Annotated in this window: 16 protein-coding genes; 10 read left to right on the top strand and 6 right to left on the bottom strand. The window is 51.6% G+C overall.

Features of this window, described 5'->3' with window-relative positions:
* Window positions 1-5: 5 nt before the first annotated feature.
* From cyoA to WB237_RS12070, 3 genes are all read right to left on the bottom strand, one after another.
* Complete coding sequence (gene cyoA, locus WB237_RS12080) at window positions 6-953, bottom strand: cytochrome o ubiquinol oxidase subunit II (protein ID WP_049007496.1); 948 nt, start codon at window positions 951-953, stop codon at window positions 6-8.
* A gap of 478 nt (window positions 954-1,431) precedes the next feature.
* Window positions 1,432-2,907, bottom strand: coding sequence for a muropeptide MFS transporter AmpG (ampG, locus tag WB237_RS12075; protein ID WP_336213250.1), 1,476 nt, complete (start codon window positions 2,905-2,907; stop codon window positions 1,432-1,434).
* A 45-nt stretch (window positions 2,908-2,952) separates the two neighbouring features.
* Window positions 2,953-3,531: a lipoprotein gene (locus WB237_RS12070; protein WP_114977931.1), complete on the bottom strand. Its 579-nt coding sequence runs from the start codon at window positions 3,529-3,531 to the stop codon at window positions 2,953-2,955.
* 305 nt (window positions 3,532-3,836) lie between these two features.
* On the opposite strand from WB237_RS12070, the gene bolA reads away from it, so the two are divergent.
* The 9 genes from bolA to WB237_RS12025 all read left to right on the top strand — a co-directional run bounded on the left by bolA (window position 3,837) and on the right by WB237_RS12025 (window position 14,189).
* On the top strand, window positions 3,837-4,154 hold the full coding sequence (gene bolA / locus WB237_RS12065; RefSeq protein ID WP_013095855.1) for a transcriptional regulator BolA: 318 nt from the start codon (window positions 3,837-3,839) through the stop codon (window positions 4,152-4,154).
* Between the two features lie 330 nt (window positions 4,155-4,484).
* Window positions 4,485-5,783 carry a trigger factor gene (gene tig, locus WB237_RS12060; RefSeq protein WP_028017642.1) on the top strand — a complete coding sequence of 433 codons (1,299 nt, stop codon included), beginning with the start codon at window positions 4,485-4,487 and terminating at the stop codon, window positions 5,781-5,783.
* Window positions 5,784-6,043: 260 nt separating this feature from the next.
* The gene (clpP, locus tag WB237_RS12055; RefSeq protein WP_020885210.1) at window positions 6,044-6,667 is read left to right on the top strand and encodes an ATP-dependent Clp endopeptidase proteolytic subunit ClpP; all 624 of its coding nucleotides are present in this window, start codon (window positions 6,044-6,046) and stop codon (window positions 6,665-6,667) included.
* 127 nt (window positions 6,668-6,794) lie between these two features.
* Window positions 6,795-8,069 (top strand): ATP-dependent protease ATP-binding subunit ClpX, encoded by a 1,275-nt coding sequence (gene clpX / locus WB237_RS12050; RefSeq protein WP_028017641.1) that lies wholly within the window; start codon window positions 6,795-6,797, stop codon window positions 8,067-8,069.
* Between the two features lie 183 nt (window positions 8,070-8,252).
* Complete coding sequence (gene lon / locus WB237_RS12045) at window positions 8,253-10,607, top strand: endopeptidase La (protein WP_028017640.1); 2,355 nt, start codon at window positions 8,253-8,255, stop codon at window positions 10,605-10,607.
* Between the two features lie 210 nt (window positions 10,608-10,817).
* The gene (gene hupB, locus WB237_RS12040; protein WP_002444653.1) at window positions 10,818-11,090 is read left to right on the top strand and encodes a nucleoid-associated protein HU-beta; all 273 of its coding nucleotides are present in this window, start codon (window positions 10,818-10,820) and stop codon (window positions 11,088-11,090) included.
* Between the two features lie 212 nt (window positions 11,091-11,302).
* A complete protein-coding gene (gene ppiD, locus WB237_RS12035; RefSeq protein WP_336213245.1) occupies window positions 11,303-13,174 on the top strand; it encodes a peptidylprolyl isomerase in 1,872 nt (623 codons plus the stop codon).
* 148 nt (window positions 13,175-13,322) lie between these two features.
* Window positions 13,323-13,691, top strand: a complete 369-nt coding sequence (locus tag WB237_RS12030) for a helix-hairpin-helix domain-containing protein (protein WP_336213243.1) — start codon at window positions 13,323-13,325, stop codon at window positions 13,689-13,691.
* Window positions 13,692-13,790: 99 nt separating this feature from the next.
* Window positions 13,791-14,189 (top strand): YbgC/FadM family acyl-CoA thioesterase, encoded by a 399-nt coding sequence (locus WB237_RS12025; RefSeq protein WP_028017637.1) that lies wholly within the window; start codon window positions 13,791-13,793, stop codon window positions 14,187-14,189.
* 62 nt (window positions 14,190-14,251) lie between these two features.
* On the opposite strand, the gene queC is transcribed toward WB237_RS12025, so the two are convergent.
* Window positions 14,252-14,947: a 7-cyano-7-deazaguanine synthase QueC gene (gene queC, locus WB237_RS12020; RefSeq protein WP_114977939.1), complete on the bottom strand. Its 696-nt coding sequence runs from the start codon at window positions 14,945-14,947 to the stop codon at window positions 14,252-14,254.
* A gap of 65 nt (window positions 14,948-15,012) precedes the next feature.
* The gene (locus WB237_RS12015) at window positions 15,013-16,713 is read right to left on the bottom strand and encodes an SgrR family transcriptional regulator (RefSeq protein ID WP_336213240.1); all 1,701 of its coding nucleotides are present in this window, start codon (window positions 16,711-16,713) and stop codon (window positions 15,013-15,015) included.
* 101 nt (window positions 16,714-16,814) lie between these two features.
* On the opposite strand from WB237_RS12015, the gene cof reads away from it, so the two are divergent.
* Window positions 16,815-17,633, top strand: coding sequence for an HMP-PP phosphatase (gene cof / locus WB237_RS12010; RefSeq protein WP_336213238.1), 819 nt, complete (start codon window positions 16,815-16,817; stop codon window positions 17,631-17,633).
* A 40-nt stretch (window positions 17,634-17,673) separates the two neighbouring features.
* Here cof and WB237_RS12005 read toward each other — a convergent pair whose 3' ends face one another.
* Window positions 17,674-18,720 carry a PLP-dependent cysteine synthase family protein gene (locus tag WB237_RS12005; protein ID WP_049007488.1) on the bottom strand — a complete coding sequence of 349 codons (1,047 nt, stop codon included), beginning with the start codon at window positions 18,718-18,720 and terminating at the stop codon, window positions 17,674-17,676.
* Window positions 18,721-18,787: the final 67 nt, after the last annotated feature.

Raw genomic sequence — 18,787 nt, 5'->3', positions numbered from 1 at the left:
GCCCCTTAGTGAGCGGTTTCCGCGTGGCTCATGTCCATGCCTTCCATACCTTCATGCGCGCTGTGCTCGCCTTCTGGCTGGGACATGTTCATGCTCTTACCGTGATCCATAAATTTGCCAATAACGTCTTTGAACAAATCAGGTTTCACGTTAGAGAAGTACTCCACCTTGTTGTATTCGCTAGGTGCAGCCACTTTATCGAACGCCGCCATGTCAGACATGGTGTTTTGAGACTGTTTCGCTTTTTCAACCCACTGGTCGAAAGCGGCACGGTCTGGCGTCGCAATAGCTTTGAACTTCATACCTGAGAAGCCCGGACCGCTATAGCTGGCGGAGATACCATCATAGGTGCCTGCTTCATTGGCAATCAGGTGCAGGTTAGTCTGCATACCGGCCATCGCGTAAATCTGGCTGCCCAGACGCGGGATGAAGAAGGAGTTCATTACGGAGTTGGAGGTCACTTTGAACTGAACCGGAGTGTTCGCCGGGAAGGCGATTTCATTCACGGTAGCAATGCCCTGTTCCGGATAGATGAAGAACCATTTCCAGTCCATGGAGACCACTTCGATGGTAATCGGTTTTTCATCATGAACCAGCGGTTTGCTTGGTTCGAGGGAGTGAGTGGTTTTCCAGGTCAGCACGGCAAGGAACAGGATGATCAGAATAGGCACTGTCCAGACCACAGCTTCCACTTTATTGGAGTGTGACCAGTTAGGACTATACTTCGCATCTTTATTGCTCGCACGATACTTCCAGGCGAAACCAACAGCCATCAAAACGGCAGGAATAACCACAATCAACATCAGGCCAAAAGCCGTCAATATCAGTGAACGTTGTTCCAGTCCAATCTGCCCTTTGGGGTCTAGTAGTGCAGAATCGCAGCCACTGAGTAATACAGTGCCCGCGAATAATGACAACCATCCCAAACTTTTATTGTATTTCCCGAGTCTCATTTAACGACCTCAATTCCACGGAGTCTGGTGGCGTTTAAAGTGTGCGGGCATTTTACGGGAAGGTTACATTACTGTAAACATCATTAGGACTGTGTCAGGAAGGTGTTACCGGGTTCTGCCGCACGTGTCACAAGTGTTGCAAATTATGTCGGTTTTTATGACCGAAGCCGCATGGCAAGGGCTTTATAACGAAAGGACCCCCAAGCATACCCTAAAAGGGGCAATTGGTATAACCATTGTTGAAAATAAACAAAAAATTAACAATTAATTATCAATAAAGAGACATATAAAAAACGAAAAATCAAACTATCTGATGCTGAATCGGTTAATGAAAAATAGTGTTTTGGAACAGGCTCCAATAATTTCCAAATTTTATCCCGCACAAAACAACAATTATTTTTTTCAGCGGTTGGCGGCTATTTCACCGTTATAATTTCGTTTAGTGATTACAACGGGAAATAACCTTTCGCATTTCTCTTCAGGTCACCTGTGTTTTACGCAGAGCCATGAAATCGAGTAGACCCCCGATCAGGATCCCGGCAACAGCCAGCAGGGCTCCTGCATCCAGCAGAAGGGTATCAACGGGAAGTGCCAGAGAGGTACTGGCATTAATAATGAGCACCACAAGCCAGAGCACCAGCGCGAAGCAACCCGCCATTAACAGACGTAACGCGAAACGGTAAGCGCGGTGATATTCAGTGCGCGGCATAAAGTGTTCTGTCCGTTGGGTGTATTCCAGCGTCTGGCGACAGACCAGCAACAATAAAATACCCGGCACGGCAGCCACCACGGAGAAGAGATAAAACGTTGGCCAACCGTGCGCTTCAACAAACCAACCGGCAATCGGCCCCACATATACGCGACCCACGGCAGAAAGCGCCGAGAGCAGGGCGAACTGCGTTGCAGAAAACGACTTGTTGCAGAGCGTCATCAGCAGGGCGACAAACGCCGCGGTACCCATTCCGCCACACAGGTTCTCAAAGAACACTGCCGCGGCCATGCTGATCATATGTTTATCGGTAATCGACAGCAGCCAGTAGCCTGCGTTGGAGACCCCCTGAAGAATGCCAAAGATCAGCAGTGCACGGAACAGCGTCAGGCGCTGCATCAATACACCGCCGTAAAGTGCACCGACAATGGTTGCAAACAACCCGAGCGTTTTGTTCACCACGCCCACTTCCCCCGCATCAAAACCCACACCACGAATGAGGAAGGTGGTGGTCAGGCTCATCGCGAAGGCATCGCCCAGCTTATAAAGGACGATAAGCAGCAGGATCAGCCAGGCATTGTTGCGGCCAAAGAAATCACGTAGCGGTTCGGCGACGGCCTGTTCCAGCGAGCGTGGTACCGGGATCACATCGCTGGGTTCGGGGGCGAACAGTGTTGCAATAATGCAGGGGATCAGCAGGGCAGCCATCAGCCAGTACATACCCTGCCAGCCGAGGTAGCGGTCGGCCAGCCACAATGCCAGCCCACCAGAAACCAGCATCCCGAGGCGATAGCCCAGCACGCTGATGGCCGCACCGGCTCCGCGTTCTTCCGCAGGCAACACGTCCGTCTTCCAGGCATCAAACACAATATCCTGGGACGCGGAACAGAAGGCGATCACCACCGCAAGGGCGGCCATCCAGCGAAGTTGTGTTGAGGGTTCCAGGAAGCCCATGGCGGCAATGGCCAGCAGCAGCAGCACCTGCGTCATAACCAGCCAGCCGCGACGGCGGCCCAGGAACGGTGGGGTGTAGCGATCCATCACCGGCGACCACAGGAACTTAAAGACATACGCCTGGCCGACGAGTGAGAAGAAACCAATAGTTTTGAGATCGATATTCTCGACCGTCATCCACGCCTGAAGCGTGCCGGAGGTGAGCGCGAGCGGTAAACCGGAGGCAAAGCCAAGGATCAGCAGAATGGCTGATTTGGGTTGCTGGAAAATGCGTAAGTAATGACTGGACATGTTCTTAAAAACTGACCCGGCTAAAAACCGGGTCAGTCAGCAGGATTAACGCGCGTTCTGCTTGATGAAGTCGTGAATGCTGGTGTCCTGCGCCATATCGGAGATGGTATCGGTCAGCACGCTGTTCACCGCGTTAGCAATGTTCTGATTAGAGGCCTGGAACGCACCTTCTACGGAGTAGCTGGCGCGATAGTTTTTGGTCATCTTATTGCCGTTCTTCGCGGTGGCGATGATGGCGATATCAGCTTTGGTGGCGATGTTGTAGCGAACGTTACCCTGGGAAACATCAGCGTACAGATTGTTGACGATGATCTGCAGATCAACTGCACCGCTTGGGCCAATCATGTAGCCACGGGAAGTCATCTGTTTCTCCAGCACTTCCTGCAACAGGAAGCGCAGGTCACGGGATGCGGTCAACGTCACCAGTTGATTGTCGCGGGTCACTTTCGCCAGGGCCTGATCCTGACGCTGATCGGCACCGTTAATGCTCACGGTAACGCCCATCAGGCTTGGATCCTGCTGAGGCAGCGTAATTTTTGGTGAGACATCAATTGTTGTTGGCGGGGTAGCGCAGCCTGCCAGCATAAAAAGGGCTACCAACGGAAAGAAGAGTTTTTTTAACATTTTCGGGTTCTCAACGAATCGTAAGCATATAGAGAGAAAAATTGCCGCCATCATAACATCGCTAACGGCCAGGGGAAGTGGTCAACGCATGTAAATTCATCGCCTTGTCTGAAAACTGACCAGCTTACTCTTTTTCTCAACCTTTGAATGACAAAACGTATGAGCCTCACAGTAAACTTCATTCGTTTGAATGAGAAAATCAGACGAAAGCTAAATATTTGTTGTCAAGGTGTAATGGAAACGGTAAAAGCGGCTAACATTTAAAGGGATGGGTGACATCCTGGCGTTGTCGGAGGAGTAATTTCATGATGATACGTGAGCAGATAGAAGATAAATTAAGGGCAGCGTTCAACCCTGTGTTCCTCGAAGTCGTCGACGAAAGCTATCGTCATAACGTGCCGGCAGGTTCTGAAAGCCACTTTAAAGTGGTTCTGGTTAGCGATCGCTTCACGGGAGAACGTTTCCTGAACCGACACCGCTTGATCTACAGCACCTTGACGGAAGAACTCTCCACAACCGTACATGCGCTGGCATTGCATACCTACACCATTAAGGAATGGGAAGGTTTGCAGGATACGGTTTTCGCATCGCCGCCGTGCCGCGGTGCTGGCACCATCGCCTGATAAATCGGATTTGCAACGGCTGGAGCTTTTCCAGTATGTTGCTTAAAGATTTCCTCAAAACGGCCTCCGGGCCGTTTTGTTTTGTCTGAGTTTTGAGCGGATGGTGCGATTTTAAGGCTAAAAATAGCCTTAAAGTGTGAAAAAAGCCGCAGCAACATGCCCCAACCGTTCTCGACTCACCTAAGTGATGCCGCTATAATGCCGCGTCTTATTGAATGTCTTCGGGATGATTCTGGCGACAGGGAATGTGAATCTGCACTAAGAGAGCATCCCGGTATAACAGACAGATTCAGAGTTGACCGAGCACTGTGATTTTTTTGAGGTAACAAGATGCAAGTTTCAGTTGAAACCACTCAAGGCCTTGGCCGCCGTGTAACGATTACTATCGCTGCTGACAGCATCGAAACTGCTGTGAAAAGCGAGCTGGTCAACGTAGCAAAAAAAGTACGTATTGACGGCTTCCGTAAGGGCAAAGTACCAATGAATGTTGTTGCTCAGCGTTATGGCGCTTCCGTGCGTCAGGATGTGCTGGGTGAACTGATGAGCCGTAACTTTATTGATGCGATCATCAAAGAAAAAATCAATCCGGCCGGCGCGCCGAACTACGTTCCAGGCGAATACAAACTGGGCGAAGACTTCACCTACTCCGTAGAGTTCGAAGTATATCCAGAAGTTGAGCTGAAAGGTCTGGAATCAATCGAAGTTGAAAAACCGATTGTGTCCGTGACTGACGAAGATGTTGACGGCATGCTGGACACCCTGCGTAAGCAGCAGGCGAACTGGAAAGAGAAAGAAGGCGCTGTTGACGCGGAAGACCGTGTGACCATCGACTTCACCGGTTCTGTAGACGGCGAAGAGTTCGAAGGCGGTAAAGCGTCTGACTTCGTACTGGCAATGGGCCAGGGTCGTATGATCCCAGGCTTCGAAGACGGTATCAAAGGCCACAAGGCTGGCGAAGAGTTCACTATTGATGTGACCTTCCCTGAAGAGTACCACGCTGAAAACCTGAAAGGTAAAGCGGCCAAGTTCGTTATCAATCTGAAGAAAGTCGAAGAGCGCGAACTGCCAGAACTGACTGAAGAATTCATCAAACGTTTCGGCGTGGAAGATGGTTCTGTAGCGGGTCTGCGTACTGAAGTGCGTAAAAACATGGAACGCGAGCTGAACGGCGCTGTGCGTAACCGTGTGAAATCTCAGGCGATCGAAGGTCTGGTGAAAGCGAACGATATCGACGTTCCAGCTGCCCTGATCGACAGCGAAATCGACGTACTGCGCCGTCAGGCTGCACAGCGTTTCGGTGGCAACCAGCAGCAAGCGATGGAACTGCCACGCGAGCTGTTCGAAGAGCAAGCGAAACGCCGTGTTGTTGTTGGCCTGCTGCTGGGCGAAGTGATTCGTACCCACGAGCTGAAAGCTGACGAAGAGCGTGTGAAAGGCCTGATCGAAGAGATGGCGTCTGCATACGAAGATCCATCAGAAGTTATCGAGTTCTACGGTAAAAACAAAGAGCTGATGGACAACATGCGCAATGTCGCACTGGAAGAGCAGGCTGTTGAAGCAGTACTGGCGAAAGCTAAAGTGTCCGAAAAAGCGACCTCTTTCAACGAACTGATGAACCAGCAGGCGTAATTTCGCCCCAAAGGTTTAAAGTTTGAACAGAAAACCCGTTGCCTTGTGGCAGCGGGTTTTTTTTATCACACCAATAGCCCAGGAAGAGTGCTAAAACGCCCTTTCAGTGTTAGCGTAACAACAAAAGGTTGTTATGCTTGAAATAGGGCACAGTGAACCCCATAAGTGTGTAATCACGATGAATGAGACTGGCTGATAATCCGTCCGTAAGGTTACAATCAGTACAGCAGGTGTTTTCAATTTTGATCCAGGAGACGGAAATGTCATACAGTGGCGAACGAGATAACTTTGCACCCCATATGGCGCTGGTGCCAATGGTTATTGAACAGACCTCACGTGGTGAGCGTTCTTTTGATATCTATTCCCGTCTGCTCAAGGAACGCGTTATCTTTCTGACCGGTCAGGTGGAAGACCACATGGCTAACCTGATCGTGGCGCAGATGCTGTTTCTGGAAGCGGAAAACCCGGAAAAAGACATTTACCTGTACATTAACTCCCCGGGTGGCGTGATTACGGCAGGTATGTCCATTTATGACACCATGCAATTCATCAAGCCTGATGTAAGCACTATCTGTATGGGTCAGGCTGCATCTATGGGCGCGTTCCTGTTAACTGCAGGGGCTAAAGGTAAGCGTTTCTGCTTACCTAATTCCCGCGTGATGATTCACCAGCCGCTGGGTGGTTACCAGGGGCAGGCGACGGATATTGAAATCCACGCCCGTGAAATTCTGAAAGTAAAAGCGCGCATGAATGAACTCATGGCGCAGCATACAGGTCAATCGCTTGAGCAGATCGAGCGCGATACCGAGCGCGATCGCTTCCTCTCTGCTTCAGAGGCAGTTGAGTACGGCTTAGTCGACTCCGTATTGACCCATCGTAATTGATGCCCGCGACGCAAGTGTGCCGCTATACTAAAGTAAGGCGGCACTTTGCCTGAGAGCAGCTTGCGTCTTAGAATGGCATTTGCGTCGTCATGTGCGGCACAAAGAACTTAAAAAGAGGTTTGGACTCATGACAGATAAACGCAAAGATGGTTCGGGCAAACTGCTGTACTGCTCTTTTTGCGGCAAAAGCCAGCATGAAGTGCGTAAACTGATTGCCGGGCCGTCCGTGTATATCTGCGACGAATGTGTCGATTTATGTAACGACATCATTCGCGAAGAGATTAAAGAAGTTGCGCCACACCGTGAACGTAGTGCACTGCCAACACCGCATGAAATTCGTCATCACCTTGACGACTATGTCATCGGTCAGGAGCAGGCCAAGAAAGTGCTGGCGGTAGCGGTATATAACCACTACAAACGTCTGCGTAACGGTGATACCAGTAATGGCGTCGAACTGGGTAAAAGTAACATTTTGCTGATCGGCCCAACCGGTTCAGGTAAAACGCTGCTGGCTGAAACTCTGGCGCGTCTGCTGGATGTTCCGTTCACCATGGCGGATGCCACCACCCTGACCGAAGCGGGTTATGTGGGTGAAGATGTAGAAAACATCATCCAGAAACTGCTGCAGAAGTGCGATTACGACGTACAGAAAGCCCAGCGCGGGATTGTTTACATCGATGAGATCGACAAGATTTCTCGTAAATCCGACAACCCGTCGATCACCCGTGATGTGTCGGGTGAAGGCGTACAGCAGGCACTGCTGAAGCTGATCGAAGGGACTGTTGCCGCCGTTCCGCCACAGGGAGGTCGTAAACATCCGCAGCAGGAGTTCCTGCAGGTTGATACGTCTAAGATCCTGTTCATCTGTGGTGGTGCGTTTGCGGGTCTGGATAAAGTTATCTCCCACCGTGTTGAAACCGGCTCCGGCATTGGTTTTGGCGCGACGGTGAAATCGACGTCAGAAAAACCGAACGAAGGCGAACTGCTGTCGCAGGTTGAACCAGAAGATCTGATTAAATTCGGTCTGATTCCTGAATTCATTGGTCGTCTGCCGGTTGTGGCCACCCTCAATGAGCTGAGTGAAGAGGCGCTGATCCAGATCCTGAAAGAGCCGAAAAATGCGCTGACTAAACAGTATCAGGCGCTGTTCAATCTGGAAGGTGTTGATCTGGAGTTCCGTGACGAAGCGCTGGATGCGATTGCTAAAAAAGCGATGATTCGTAAAACCGGTGCGCGTGGTCTGCGTTCTATCGTAGAAGCGGCGCTGCTGGATACCATGTACGATCTGCCGTCGATGGAAGATGTCGAAAAAGTGGTTATCGACGAGTCTGTCATTAGCGGTCAAACCAAACCGTTACTGATTTACGGCAAACCGGAAGCGCAGCAGGCGTCTGGCGAATAATTCACCAAATCATACAAGCAGTTAATCAAAAAGGGGGGATTTTATCTCCCCTTTACTTTTTCCGTAATCATGGCGTTGAATGTGTGGGAAACATCCCCATATACTGGATACATGTTAATGGTTGTGTGAAGTACTGTTACATGACCAGCTTACCTGGCGGACACTAAACTAAGAGAGAGCTCTATGAATCCTGAGCGTTCTGAACGCATTGAAATCCCCGTATTGCCGTTGCGCGATGTGGTGGTTTATCCGCACATGGTCATACCCTTATTTGTAGGGCGGGAAAAATCTATCCGTTGCCTTGAAGCTGCCATGGATCATGATAAAAAAATCATGCTGGTGGCGCAGAAGGAAGCATCAACGGATGAGCCGGGTGTAAACGATCTTTTCACCGTCGGGACCGTGGCCTCTATTTTGCAGATGCTGAAGCTGCCTGACGGCACCGTGAAGGTGTTGGTTGAAGGCCTGCAGCGTGCGCGTATTACCACTCTGTCTGACAATGGCGAACATTTCTCTGCGAAGGCAGAGTACCTTGATTCGCCTCAGCTTGATGAACGCGAGCAGGAAGTGCTCGTACGCACCGCGATTAGCCAGTTTGAAGGCTATATCAAGCTGAACAAGAAAATCCCACCAGAAGTGCTGACGTCGCTGAACAGCATCGACGATCCTGCCCGTCTGGCGGACACCATCGCTGCACATATGCCGCTGAAACTGGCTGACAAACAGTCCGTTCTGGAAATGTCCGACGTTAATGAGCGTCTGGAATATCTGATGGCGATGATGGAGTCTGAAATCGATCTGCTGCAGGTTGAGAAGCGTATTCGCAACCGCGTGAAAAAGCAGATGGAGAAATCTCAGCGTGAGTACTATCTGAATGAGCAAATGAAAGCTATTCAGAAAGAACTGGGCGAGATGGACGATGCGCCGGACGAAAACGAAGCGTTGAAGCGCAAGATCGACGCGGCGAAGATGCCAAAAGAGGCAAAAGAGAAAGCGGAAGCAGAACTGCAGAAGCTGAAAATGATGTCTCCTATGTCAGCTGAAGCGACCGTCGTACGTGGCTACATTGAGTGGATGGTGCAGGTTCCGTGGAATGCCCGCAGCAAGGTCAAAAAAGATCTGCGTCAGGCTCAGGAAATCCTCGATACTGACCACTACGGCCTGGAACGCGTGAAAGATCGTATTCTTGAGTACCTCGCGGTACAAAGCCGTGTAAACAAAATCAAAGGCCCAATTCTGTGCCTGGTAGGACCTCCTGGCGTGGGTAAAACCTCTCTGGGTCAGTCCATCGCCAAGGCGACCGGGCGTAAGTACATCCGTATGGCGCTGGGTGGTGTACGCGATGAAGCGGAAATCCGCGGTCACCGTCGTACCTACATCGGTTCTATGCCGGGTAAACTGATCCAGAAGATGGCGAAAGTGGGCGTTAAAAACCCGCTGTTCCTGCTCGATGAGATCGACAAGATGTCGTCGGACATGCGTGGCGATCCTGCGTCTGCTTTGCTGGAAGTGCTTGATCCAGAACAGAACGTGGCGTTCAGCGATCATTACCTGGAAGTGGACTACGACCTGAGCGATGTGATGTTCGTGGCGACCTCCAACTCCATGAACATTCCGGCCCCACTGCTGGACCGTATGGAAGTGATCCGTCTCTCCGGTTATACCGAAGATGAGAAGCTGAACATCGCTAAGCAGCACCTGCTGCCGAAACAGATTGAGCGTAACGCGCTGAAAGCCAATGAGCTGACCGTAGAGGACAGCGCGATTATTGGCATCATCCGCTACTACACCCGTGAAGCGGGCGTGCGTAGCCTTGAGCGTGAAATCTCTAAACTGTGCCGTAAAGCGGTCAAACAGCTGCTGCTGGATAAGAGCCTGAAACACATTGTGATTAACGGCGACAATCTGCATGCCTATCTCGGTGTTCAGCGTTTCGACTATGGTCGCGCGGACAACGAAAACCGCGTGGGTCAGGTGACGGGTCTGGCATGGACGGAAGTGGGTGGCGATCTGCTGACCATCGAAACCGCCTGTGTACCGGGTAAAGGTAAGCTGACCTACACCGGCTCTCTGGGCGAAGTGATGCAGGAGTCCATTCAGGCTGCATTGACCGTGGTACGTGCGCGCGCGGAAAAACTGGGTATCAACCCGGATTTCTACGAAAAACGCGACATCCACGTTCATGTTCCTGAAGGCGCGACGCCGAAAGATGGCCCAAGCGCAGGTATTGCCATGTGTACCGCTCTGGTTTCCTGTCTGACAGGTAACCCGGTGCGTGCCGATGTGGCAATGACGGGTGAAATCACCCTGCGTGGTCAGGTACTCCCAATCGGTGGATTAAAAGAAAAACTGCTGGCTGCACATCGTGGTGGGATCAAAACAGTATTGATTCCTTACGAGAATAAACGCGATCTGGAAGAGATTCCGGACAACGTAATTGCCGATCTGCAGATCCATCCGGTTAAACGCATTGAGGAAGTTCTTAGTCTCGCACTGCAGAATGAACCCTCCGGAATGCAGGTTGTAACCGCAAAATAGTGACCTCGCGCAAAGAGCGTCAATAAAAACAAGGCTGGTAAGTCATTTCGCACTTGCCAGCCTTTTTTTGTATAGCTAATTTAGATTGCTGATTAGGTCAGCCATCAACAACGGGTGTTGTAAGGTCATGGCAGGCCTGATATAACTGCTGCGCGGTCGCGTTGTGAAGGATTCAGGCGCGATATAAATTATAAAGAGAGGAAGAGAACAGTGAATAAATCTCAACTGATTGACAAAATTGCTGCTGGTGCTGATATTTCTAAGGCTGCAGCTGGACGTGCGTTAGATGCATTAATTGCTTCTGTTACTGAATCTCTGCAGGCTGGGGACGACGTTGCACTGGTAGGCTTCGGTACTTTTGCTGTTAAAGAGCGTGCTGCCCGTACTGGCCGCAACCCTCAGACCGGTAAAGAGATCACCATTGCTGCTGCTAAAGTGCCGGGTTTCCGTGCAGGTAAAGCGCTGAAAGACGCAGTAAACTGATTGCTTTCCCGATTCAGGGAAGCTGAATAGTACAAGGGCGCATCATTTGATGTGCCTTTTTTGTTTGTCCAGACCTGATTTGTGCGAGTTTATGCGAGTTGTGGGCTGACAATCGCCCCGTTTTCTTGTCACAATACGACCTTACGCGCGACGGGCAGGATTTTCCGTCAGCGTCAGGTAACCAGTCACCTACAGCGGAGTGTTGTTACACCATGATGGACAGCTTACGCACGGCTGCTAACAGTCTCGTGCTCAAGATTATTTTCGGTATCATTATCGTGTCGTTCATATTGACCGGCGTGAGCAGTTACCTTATTGGCGGTGGCGCAAACTATGCCGCAAAAGTGAATGGCCAGGAAATCAGCCGTGGTCAGTTCGAGAATGCTTTTGCCGGTGAACGTAACCGTATGCAGCAACAGCTGGGCGACCAATTCTCTGAACTGGCGGCGAACGAAGGGTATATGAAAACCCTGCGCCAACAGACACTGAACCGTCTTATCGACGAAGCGCTGCTGGATCAGTATGCCAAAAAACTGGGTTTGGGTATCAGTGATGAGCAGGTGAAAAAAGCCATCTTCTCCACGCAAGCCTTCCAGTCTAACGGCAAATTCGACAACGCACGTTACAACAGCATCGTTAATCAGATGGGCATGACTGCCGATCAATACGCTCAGGCTCTGCGTAATCAACTGACCACCCAGCAGCTCATCAATGCCGTCGTGGGCACCGATTTCATGCTCAAAGGTGAAACGGATGAACTGGCAGCATTAGTGTCACAGCAGCGCGTTGTTCGTGAAGCGACCATTGATGTGAATGCCCTGGCGGCGAAACAGCAGGTGAGCGATGCTGACGTTAACGCTTACTACGAGCAGAATAAGAATACCTTTGTTTCTCCGGAGCAGTTCCGTGTGAGCTATATCAAGCTGGATGCCGCTGCGTTGCAGGAAACTGCGTCTGATACGGAAATCCAGTCTTACTTCGATCAGCATCAGGATCAGTTCACTCAGCCGCAGCGTAACCGCTACAGCGTGATCCAGACCAAAACTGAAGCAGATGCTAAGGCAGTTCTGGACGAACTGAACAAAGGTGCTGATTTCGCCACCCTCGCGAAAGCGAAATCCACCGATATTATCTCCGCGAAAAACGGCGGTGATATGGGCTGGCTGGAAGATGCAACGACCCCTGATGAGTTGAAAAATGCCGGTCTGAAAGACAAAGGCCAGCTCTCTGGCGTAATCAAGTCTTCCGTTGGTTTCCTGGTCGCGCGTCTGGACGATATTATCCCTGCGAAAACCAAGCCACTGGCTGAGGTTCGTGATGATATCGCGGCGAAAGTGAAGCAAGAGAAAGCGCTGGATGCCTACTACGCGCTGCAGCAGAAAGTGAGCGATGCAGCCAGCAACGACAACGAGTCTCTGGCAGGTGCAGAGCAGGCGGCTGGTGTGAAAGCGGTTGAGACGGGCTGGTTTGGTCGTGACAACCTGCCGGAAGAGCTGAATTTCAAACCGGTTTCTGATGCCATCTTCAACGGTGGTCTGGTGGGCGAAAATGGCACTCCTGGCAGTAACTCTGACATCATTACCGTCGACGGCGATCGTGCATTCGTTCTGCGTGTCAGCGAGCACAAACCAGAAGCGATTAAACCGCTGGCGGAAGTGAAAGATCAGGTTGTCGCCCAGGTTAAGCACAACAAAGCGGAACAGCAGGCAAAACTGGATGCTGAGAAGATTCTGGTTGATCTGAAAGCGGGCAAACAGGACGCGCTGAAAGCCGCTGGTCTGAACTTCGGTGAGGCGAAAACGCTGAGCCGTACCGGCCAGGACCCAATCAGTCAGGCTGCGTTTGGTCTAACTCTGCCAGCAAAAGACAAACCGAGCTTCGGTACCACAACGGATATGCAGGGTAATGTGGTTCTGCTGGCGCTGGATGAAGTGAAAGCCGGCACGATGCCAGAAGCGCAGAAGAAAGCGATGGTTCAGGGAATTACCCAGAACAACGCTCAGATTGCTTTCGAGGCGATGATGAGCAATCTGCGTAAAGAAGCCAAAATTAAGCTGGGTGATGTGATGACTCAGCAGCAATAATTACGTAACTGCTCGCAGATTTTCGTAACGCTCTGCAAAAACTAAAGGCCGCTTTCGCGGCCTTTTCCATTTCTGTTATCTGTCGTTTGTGCCTGTTTTCCCGGGCGGCTATCGTGGTGTGGCTGTCAACAAACAAGGAGATAACAGCATGAAATGTGGAATCAAAGTACTGCTCATTACACTGGTTATTGCCACCACCGGGATGAGCACTGGGGCGCTGGCTGCAAAAGCACAGGGCGTACAAAGCCAGGCAGAGACATCAGCACAAACGAATGCTCCCGCCAAAACAACAGAGAGTAACAAAGCGACTGACAATGATGGCTCGCGAGTCAGCATCAATTCGGCATCAGCAGAGGATATCGCTCGTGTGATGAATGGGGTTGGGCTGAAAAAGGCGCAGGCCATCGTCAGCTACCGCGAAGAATATGGCCCCTTTAAAACGATCGACGACCTGAAGCAAGTCCCTGGGATGGGTAGCTCACTTGTTGAGCGCAATCTCTCACACCTGACGTTGTAAACAAGCAATTTCTTGCACTGCGGCAAAAATTTGCCAGGATAATGAGGTCATACCAGTTGTGACCTCTAATCCTATAACAACACTAAAGGCTATTGCGCTATGCAGACAAAAATCAAAGTTCGCGGTTTCCATCTTGATGTATACCAGCATGTCAATAACGCCCGCTATCTTGAGTTTCTTGAGGAGGCTCGTTGGGACGGTCTGGAAAACAGCGAAAGTTTTCAATGGCTGACTGCGCACAACATCGCGTTCGTGGTCGTCAATATTAATATTAACTACCGTCGCCCTGCCGTACTGGGGGATGTGCTGACTGTCACCAGCCAGGTACAGCAGCTAAACGGGAAGAGTGGCGTGTTAAGTCAGGTGGTGACGCTGGATCCCGAAGGACAGGTGGTGGCTGATGCCCTCATTACCTTTGTCTGTATTGATCTTAAAACCCAGAAAGCGCTACCGCTGGAAGGAGAGTTGCGTGAAAAGCTGGAGCAGATGATCGTGTAGGGTATTTTTCCAGTCCACCTATGCTGTCGACGCTTATTCGTCGACAGCAGGGTGAAGTAACTTTATTTCAGTCCGGTTTTTTTCTGCATCGCGGCCATTACGCCGGCTTTATCGGCCAGATAGTGATTAAGCCCGTTAGCGCGCAGATTGCAGGCAGCGCACTGACCACAACCGTTACCTTTGATACCGTTATAGCAGGTGAGGGTTTCACTGCGAACCAGGTCCAGTTTGCCCCAGTAGTCTGCCAGCGCCCAGGTCTCTGCTTTATCCAGCCACATCAGGGGTGTTTCAAAGCGCGTTTCTTTTGCCATCCCAAGATTGACCGCGTGGTTTAGTGCCTTCACGAATTCGTCGCGGCAGTCCGGGTAGCCAGAGAAGTCAGTCTCGCACACGCCGGTGATCACCGCTTCGGCTTGCACCTGGTAAGCATAAATCGCTGTCAGGGTCAGGAAGAGAATATTACGTCCAGGAACAAAGGTATTGGGGATACCGCTGGCGTCAGGTACATAGTCAGGTACAGGAATACTGTCGCGGGTGAGGCTACTGACGGCGAGTTCATTTAACAGTGTAACGTCCAGTACCTTGTGCGCGCGTGCACCCAGTTTCAGAGCCAGTTCACGCGCAACGTCGATTTCAGCACGATGGCGTTGACCATAATCGAAAGTGACACAGTGAACTTCATCATACTGATGAAGGGCCTGAACCAGGCAGGTAGTAGAATCTTGTCCTCCGCTGAATACGACGACGGCACGTTTCATAAATCATCTCGATAGTTACGATAAAACGTTATGTTACCGTCTGACCACGACGGCGACCAGCTTCTTCACGATTTGGGGGCGGGCAGCCAGGCTTCGGTAAAATCAAACCAGCCGCGAGTGTTAAGCCGAATTCCGTTGACCCCTGGCGGGGCGCTGATCTGGTATTGATAGTTGAACAGTGGCGTTAGTACAGCTTTTTCCATGAGCTGAGAGAAAATGGCTTTGAGCCCGGCATGTCTGGCCTGTTCGTCGGTCTGGGTCTGTACGGCGTCCAGAGTGGCTTGCAGATGGGCAAATTGCGGCGCGTTCAGCAGGTGTGGCCATAAGACGTCACAGCGTAGCCATTGTTCAAGCGTATATTCTGGCGCTTCGCCAATCAGTCTGTCCCCCATCATGATGTCAGCATCAGCAAGACTTTGACATCCGTCCCAGGTTTTCGCATCGTAAAAGTTGACCGTAAGCTCACAGCCCTGTTGCGCAAGATACAGTTTAAGTTGGCTTGCCATCGTATGTAACTCGACGGGCAAATGGTAAGCCAGTGTTAATTTTTCCGGCAGAGGTACATTCGTTAAATCAGGCCACTGTGGGATCGCCCAGCCGGGAAGTAACTCCTCTGTCGGGGTAATCAACCCTTCATCCAGTGGAAGCGTATGCAGAAGCGTTGAGAGATGGATGATATTGATGAGCCGTCGCGCCTGCATTTCACTCAGGCGCGGGCTTTGCTTCAGGGTGAGATAACAAAAACCCAGGCTGGTGCTGTTAGTAACCAGTCGCAGGCGCTCCAGTTCATCCGGCTCGCCAATGGCGATCTGCACCGGATGGCGACAGCTGGTACCTAACCCATAGTCAAACAGCGACGGTGTTATCCAGTATTCGATAGCTTTAAGCAATGGATGGCTGAGATGGTACTGTTCGTGGCTTTCCAGCCGCACCAGATCGGGGGCGTACACGCTGAGTCTGAAGGGGCCGCTACCCGTCATCGGCTGGTCGGGATGCGCAAGCCGGCTACAGTAGGTTGCCAGTCGATGCGCCAGCCAGAAATCCGGTTGATGCAGGATAAAGGTCAGGCACTGAGGATGGGTGACTTCAATACATAAGACGCTCTGGAATAGCTTACGCAAGGCAGGCAGTGCAAGCAGTGCCATCAGGCTTTGCTGAAGCTGCATGGTTTCGACCTTATCACCGTTATGCCAGTGTAGCGTGGAGCGAATATAAAAATGCCAGCGCAAACCGTCCTCTGACACTTCCCAGTGATGGGCAAGATCGCCAGTTGGTTCACTGCTGTTGCCGTGAAAGCGTGTTAACCCGGAAAAAACCTGTCCTGCCAGGTGCTGTTCTGCCCGGCCGGGTAAAAAACCCGGATGAAGGGGATCCAGTGAGCGGTAATAGGGAATGCGCAGCGTCGGCGTATCGTTTTGCCATTGCCCGCCTAAGAACGGATGCAGCAATGAACGTAACTCTTGTGGTGCAAGCTGGGCAAGCTCAAGCGCATTGTGCTGCTGCCCATGCTTCAGAGCCTCTTCCATCATCGCATTGCGCAGTGACTCCGGGGTGACATGGAACGTCAGTTCACCGCGCTTTCCGCGACCAGACTGTGCACGCCAGGTAAGCCATCCCGCCTCATGAGCCTGACGCAGCAGCGTTCGAACATGTCTTTCACTACAGAAACAGCGGGTGGCCAGTTCGCTGATGGTGACGTGTTGTGTCGCGCCAGCGGAAGGCTGCCACAAACGGTGATACTGGTTGAGTCGGTTGAGCTGGCGCATGAGAAACCCGGAACAATAATTATCATCTATTCACTATTACTTCCGTATATCTCACGTAATACTGAAGCACAAGTTAATCGCATCACACTTCAGGAGTAATCATGGCTCGGCTCGCTGCATTTGATATGGACGGTACGCTGTTAATGCCGGATCACCGTTTAGGGGAGAAAACCCTGAACACGCTGAAGCGTCTGCACGAGCGTGATGTCACTTTGACGTTTGCCACCGGCCGCCATGTGCTGGAGATGCGCCATTTACTGGGGGCGTTTTCCCTGGACGCTTTTCTGATCACGGGCAACGGGACGCGCATTCATTCCGCGGAAGGGGACGTTCTGCACCGTCAGGATCTTAATCCGGAAGTGGCGGATATCGTGCTACACAGTACCTGGGATACGCAGGCCAGCCTCCACGTTTTTAACGATAACGGCTGGTTTACCGGGCGTGAAATACCGGAGCTGTTGCATGCGCATGTCTACAGCGGTTTTAAATATCAGCTTATCGATCTGCGTCGGATCCCTGCCCATGCGGTGACCAAAATCTGTTTTTGTGGCGATCATGACGATCTCTGTCGCTTGCGCATTCAGTTAAATGAGTCTCTGGGAGACAAGGCGCACCTGACCTTCTCGGCGGTGGATTGCCTGGAAGTGCTCCCCGTGGGCTGTAACAAAGGTTCTGCCCTGGCGGTACTGAGTGACCACCTGGGCTTCACACTGCAGGATTGTATGGCGTTTGGTGATGCCATGAATGACCGCGAGATGCTGGGCAGCGTAGGTCGCGGTTTGATAATGGGGAATGCGATGCCGCAGCTAATTGCAGAACTTCCTCATCTGCCTGTTATCGGGCATTGCGGTAACGAAGCGGTGTCCCATTTTTTGACGCATTGGCTGGACAACAACAACCTCCCATATTCCCCCGAATAGTGAGACCCTTCCAGCAAGCCAGACTTCGGTCTGGCTTTTTTTATTTCACCAGCTGTGCAATTTGCGCTTTCCAGGGCTCAATATCGCCGATATTTGCCTGCACCCATTGCGCATTGTAATAGGTCTCAAGGTAGCGCTCGCCGCTGTCGCAGAGCAGGGTGACGATGGAGCCGGTTCGACCCTCTTCACGCATACGTACTGCGAGCTGCAGGGCTCCCCACATATTGGTCCCGGTAGAAGCCCCGACTTTGCGGCCAAGTTGCGTTTCCAGCCAGTGCGCGGTGGCGACACTTGCGGCATCCGGCACGCGCAACATCTCATCCACCACATCCGGGATGAACGACGGTTCCACGCGTGGGCGGCCAATCCCTTCAATTTTACTTCCCACCGGGCTGCGCAGGCCGATATCGCGGTTCTGCCAGTAGTCGAGGAACACGGAGTTTTGCGGATCAACCACCATCAGTTGGGTGTCGTAGCCCTGGCAGCGGATATAACGCCCGATGGTGGCGGAGGTGCCGCCCGTTCCGGCGCTCATCACAATGTATGAGGGAACGGGATGCGGCTCATGGGACATCTGACGGAAAATACTGTCGGCGATATTGTTATTACCGCGCCAGTCGGTGGCACGTTCCGCAAAGGTGAACTGATCCATGTAGTGGCCGTTCAGCTCGCGTGCCAGCATTTCGGATGCCGCGTAGATTTCACAGGCGCTTTCCACAAAGTGGCAGCGTCCGCCGTAGAATTCGATCTGTTCAATTTTACGTTTCGCCGTGCAGGAAGGCATCACGGCGATGAAGGGTAAACCCAGCAGGCGGGCAAAATAGGCTTCAGACACCGCCGTTGAACCGGATGAGGATTCAATGATGGTGGTACCTTCTTTAATCCAGCCGTTACATAAACCGTATAAAAACAGTGAACGCGCCAGGCGATGCTTCAGGCTACCGGTAGGATGGGTGCTTTCATCTTTCAGATAGAGCTGAATACCGTCAAATCCCGGCAGGGAAAGTCGAATCAGGTGCGTATCCGCCGAGCGCTGATAGTCGGCATTGATTTCGCTGATGGCATGTTTAACCCAGGAGCTATTCATCGTAGTTATCCGTTTGTCATTTTGTGCCCAGCATAGCGAAAAGCACAGAAAAAATTGTTGCTATCTG

The organism is Enterobacter sp. P82, assembly GCF_037053385.1.
Classification (GTDB): Bacteria; Pseudomonadota; Gammaproteobacteria; order Enterobacterales; family Enterobacteriaceae; genus Enterobacter.
This window is presented reverse-complemented; position numbering and strand designations above follow the sequence as displayed.

Excerpts from the sequence above, each read along its gene's own strand:
- cyoA (WP_049007496.1), bottom strand. The coding sequence starts at position 953 with ATGAGACTCGGGAAATACAATAAAAGTTTGGGATGGTTGTCATTATTC.
- ampG (WP_336213250.1), bottom strand. The coding sequence starts at position 2,907 with ATGTCCAGTCATTACTTACGCATTTTCCAGCAACCCAAATCAGCCATT.
- WB237_RS12070 (WP_114977931.1), bottom strand. The coding sequence starts at position 3,531 with ATGTTAAAAAAACTCTTCTTTCCGTTGGTAGCCCTTTTTATGCTGGCA.
- bolA (WP_013095855.1), top strand. The coding sequence starts at position 3,837 with ATGATGATACGTGAGCAGATAGAAGATAAATTAAGGGCAGCGTTCAAC.
- tig (WP_028017642.1), top strand. The coding sequence starts at position 4,485 with ATGCAAGTTTCAGTTGAAACCACTCAAGGCCTTGGCCGCCGTGTAACG.
- clpP (WP_020885210.1), top strand. The coding sequence starts at position 6,044 with ATGTCATACAGTGGCGAACGAGATAACTTTGCACCCCATATGGCGCTG.
- clpX (WP_028017641.1), top strand. The coding sequence starts at position 6,795 with ATGACAGATAAACGCAAAGATGGTTCGGGCAAACTGCTGTACTGCTCT.
- lon (WP_028017640.1), top strand. The coding sequence starts at position 8,253 with ATGAATCCTGAGCGTTCTGAACGCATTGAAATCCCCGTATTGCCGTTG.
- ppiD (WP_336213245.1), top strand. The coding sequence starts at position 11,303 with ATGATGGACAGCTTACGCACGGCTGCTAACAGTCTCGTGCTCAAGATT.
- WB237_RS12030 (WP_336213243.1), top strand. The coding sequence starts at position 13,323 with ATGAAATGTGGAATCAAAGTACTGCTCATTACACTGGTTATTGCCACC.
- WB237_RS12025 (WP_028017637.1), top strand. The coding sequence starts at position 13,791 with ATGCAGACAAAAATCAAAGTTCGCGGTTTCCATCTTGATGTATACCAG.
- queC (WP_114977939.1), bottom strand. The coding sequence starts at position 14,947 with ATGAAACGTGCCGTCGTCGTATTCAGCGGAGGACAAGATTCTACTACC.
- WB237_RS12015 (WP_336213240.1), bottom strand. The coding sequence starts at position 16,713 with ATGCGCCAGCTCAACCGACTCAACCAGTATCACCGTTTGTGGCAGCCT.
- cof (WP_336213238.1), top strand. The coding sequence starts at position 16,815 with ATGGCTCGGCTCGCTGCATTTGATATGGACGGTACGCTGTTAATGCCG.
- WB237_RS12005 (WP_049007488.1), bottom strand. The coding sequence starts at position 18,720 with ATGAATAGCTCCTGGGTTAAACATGCCATCAGCGAAATCAATGCCGAC.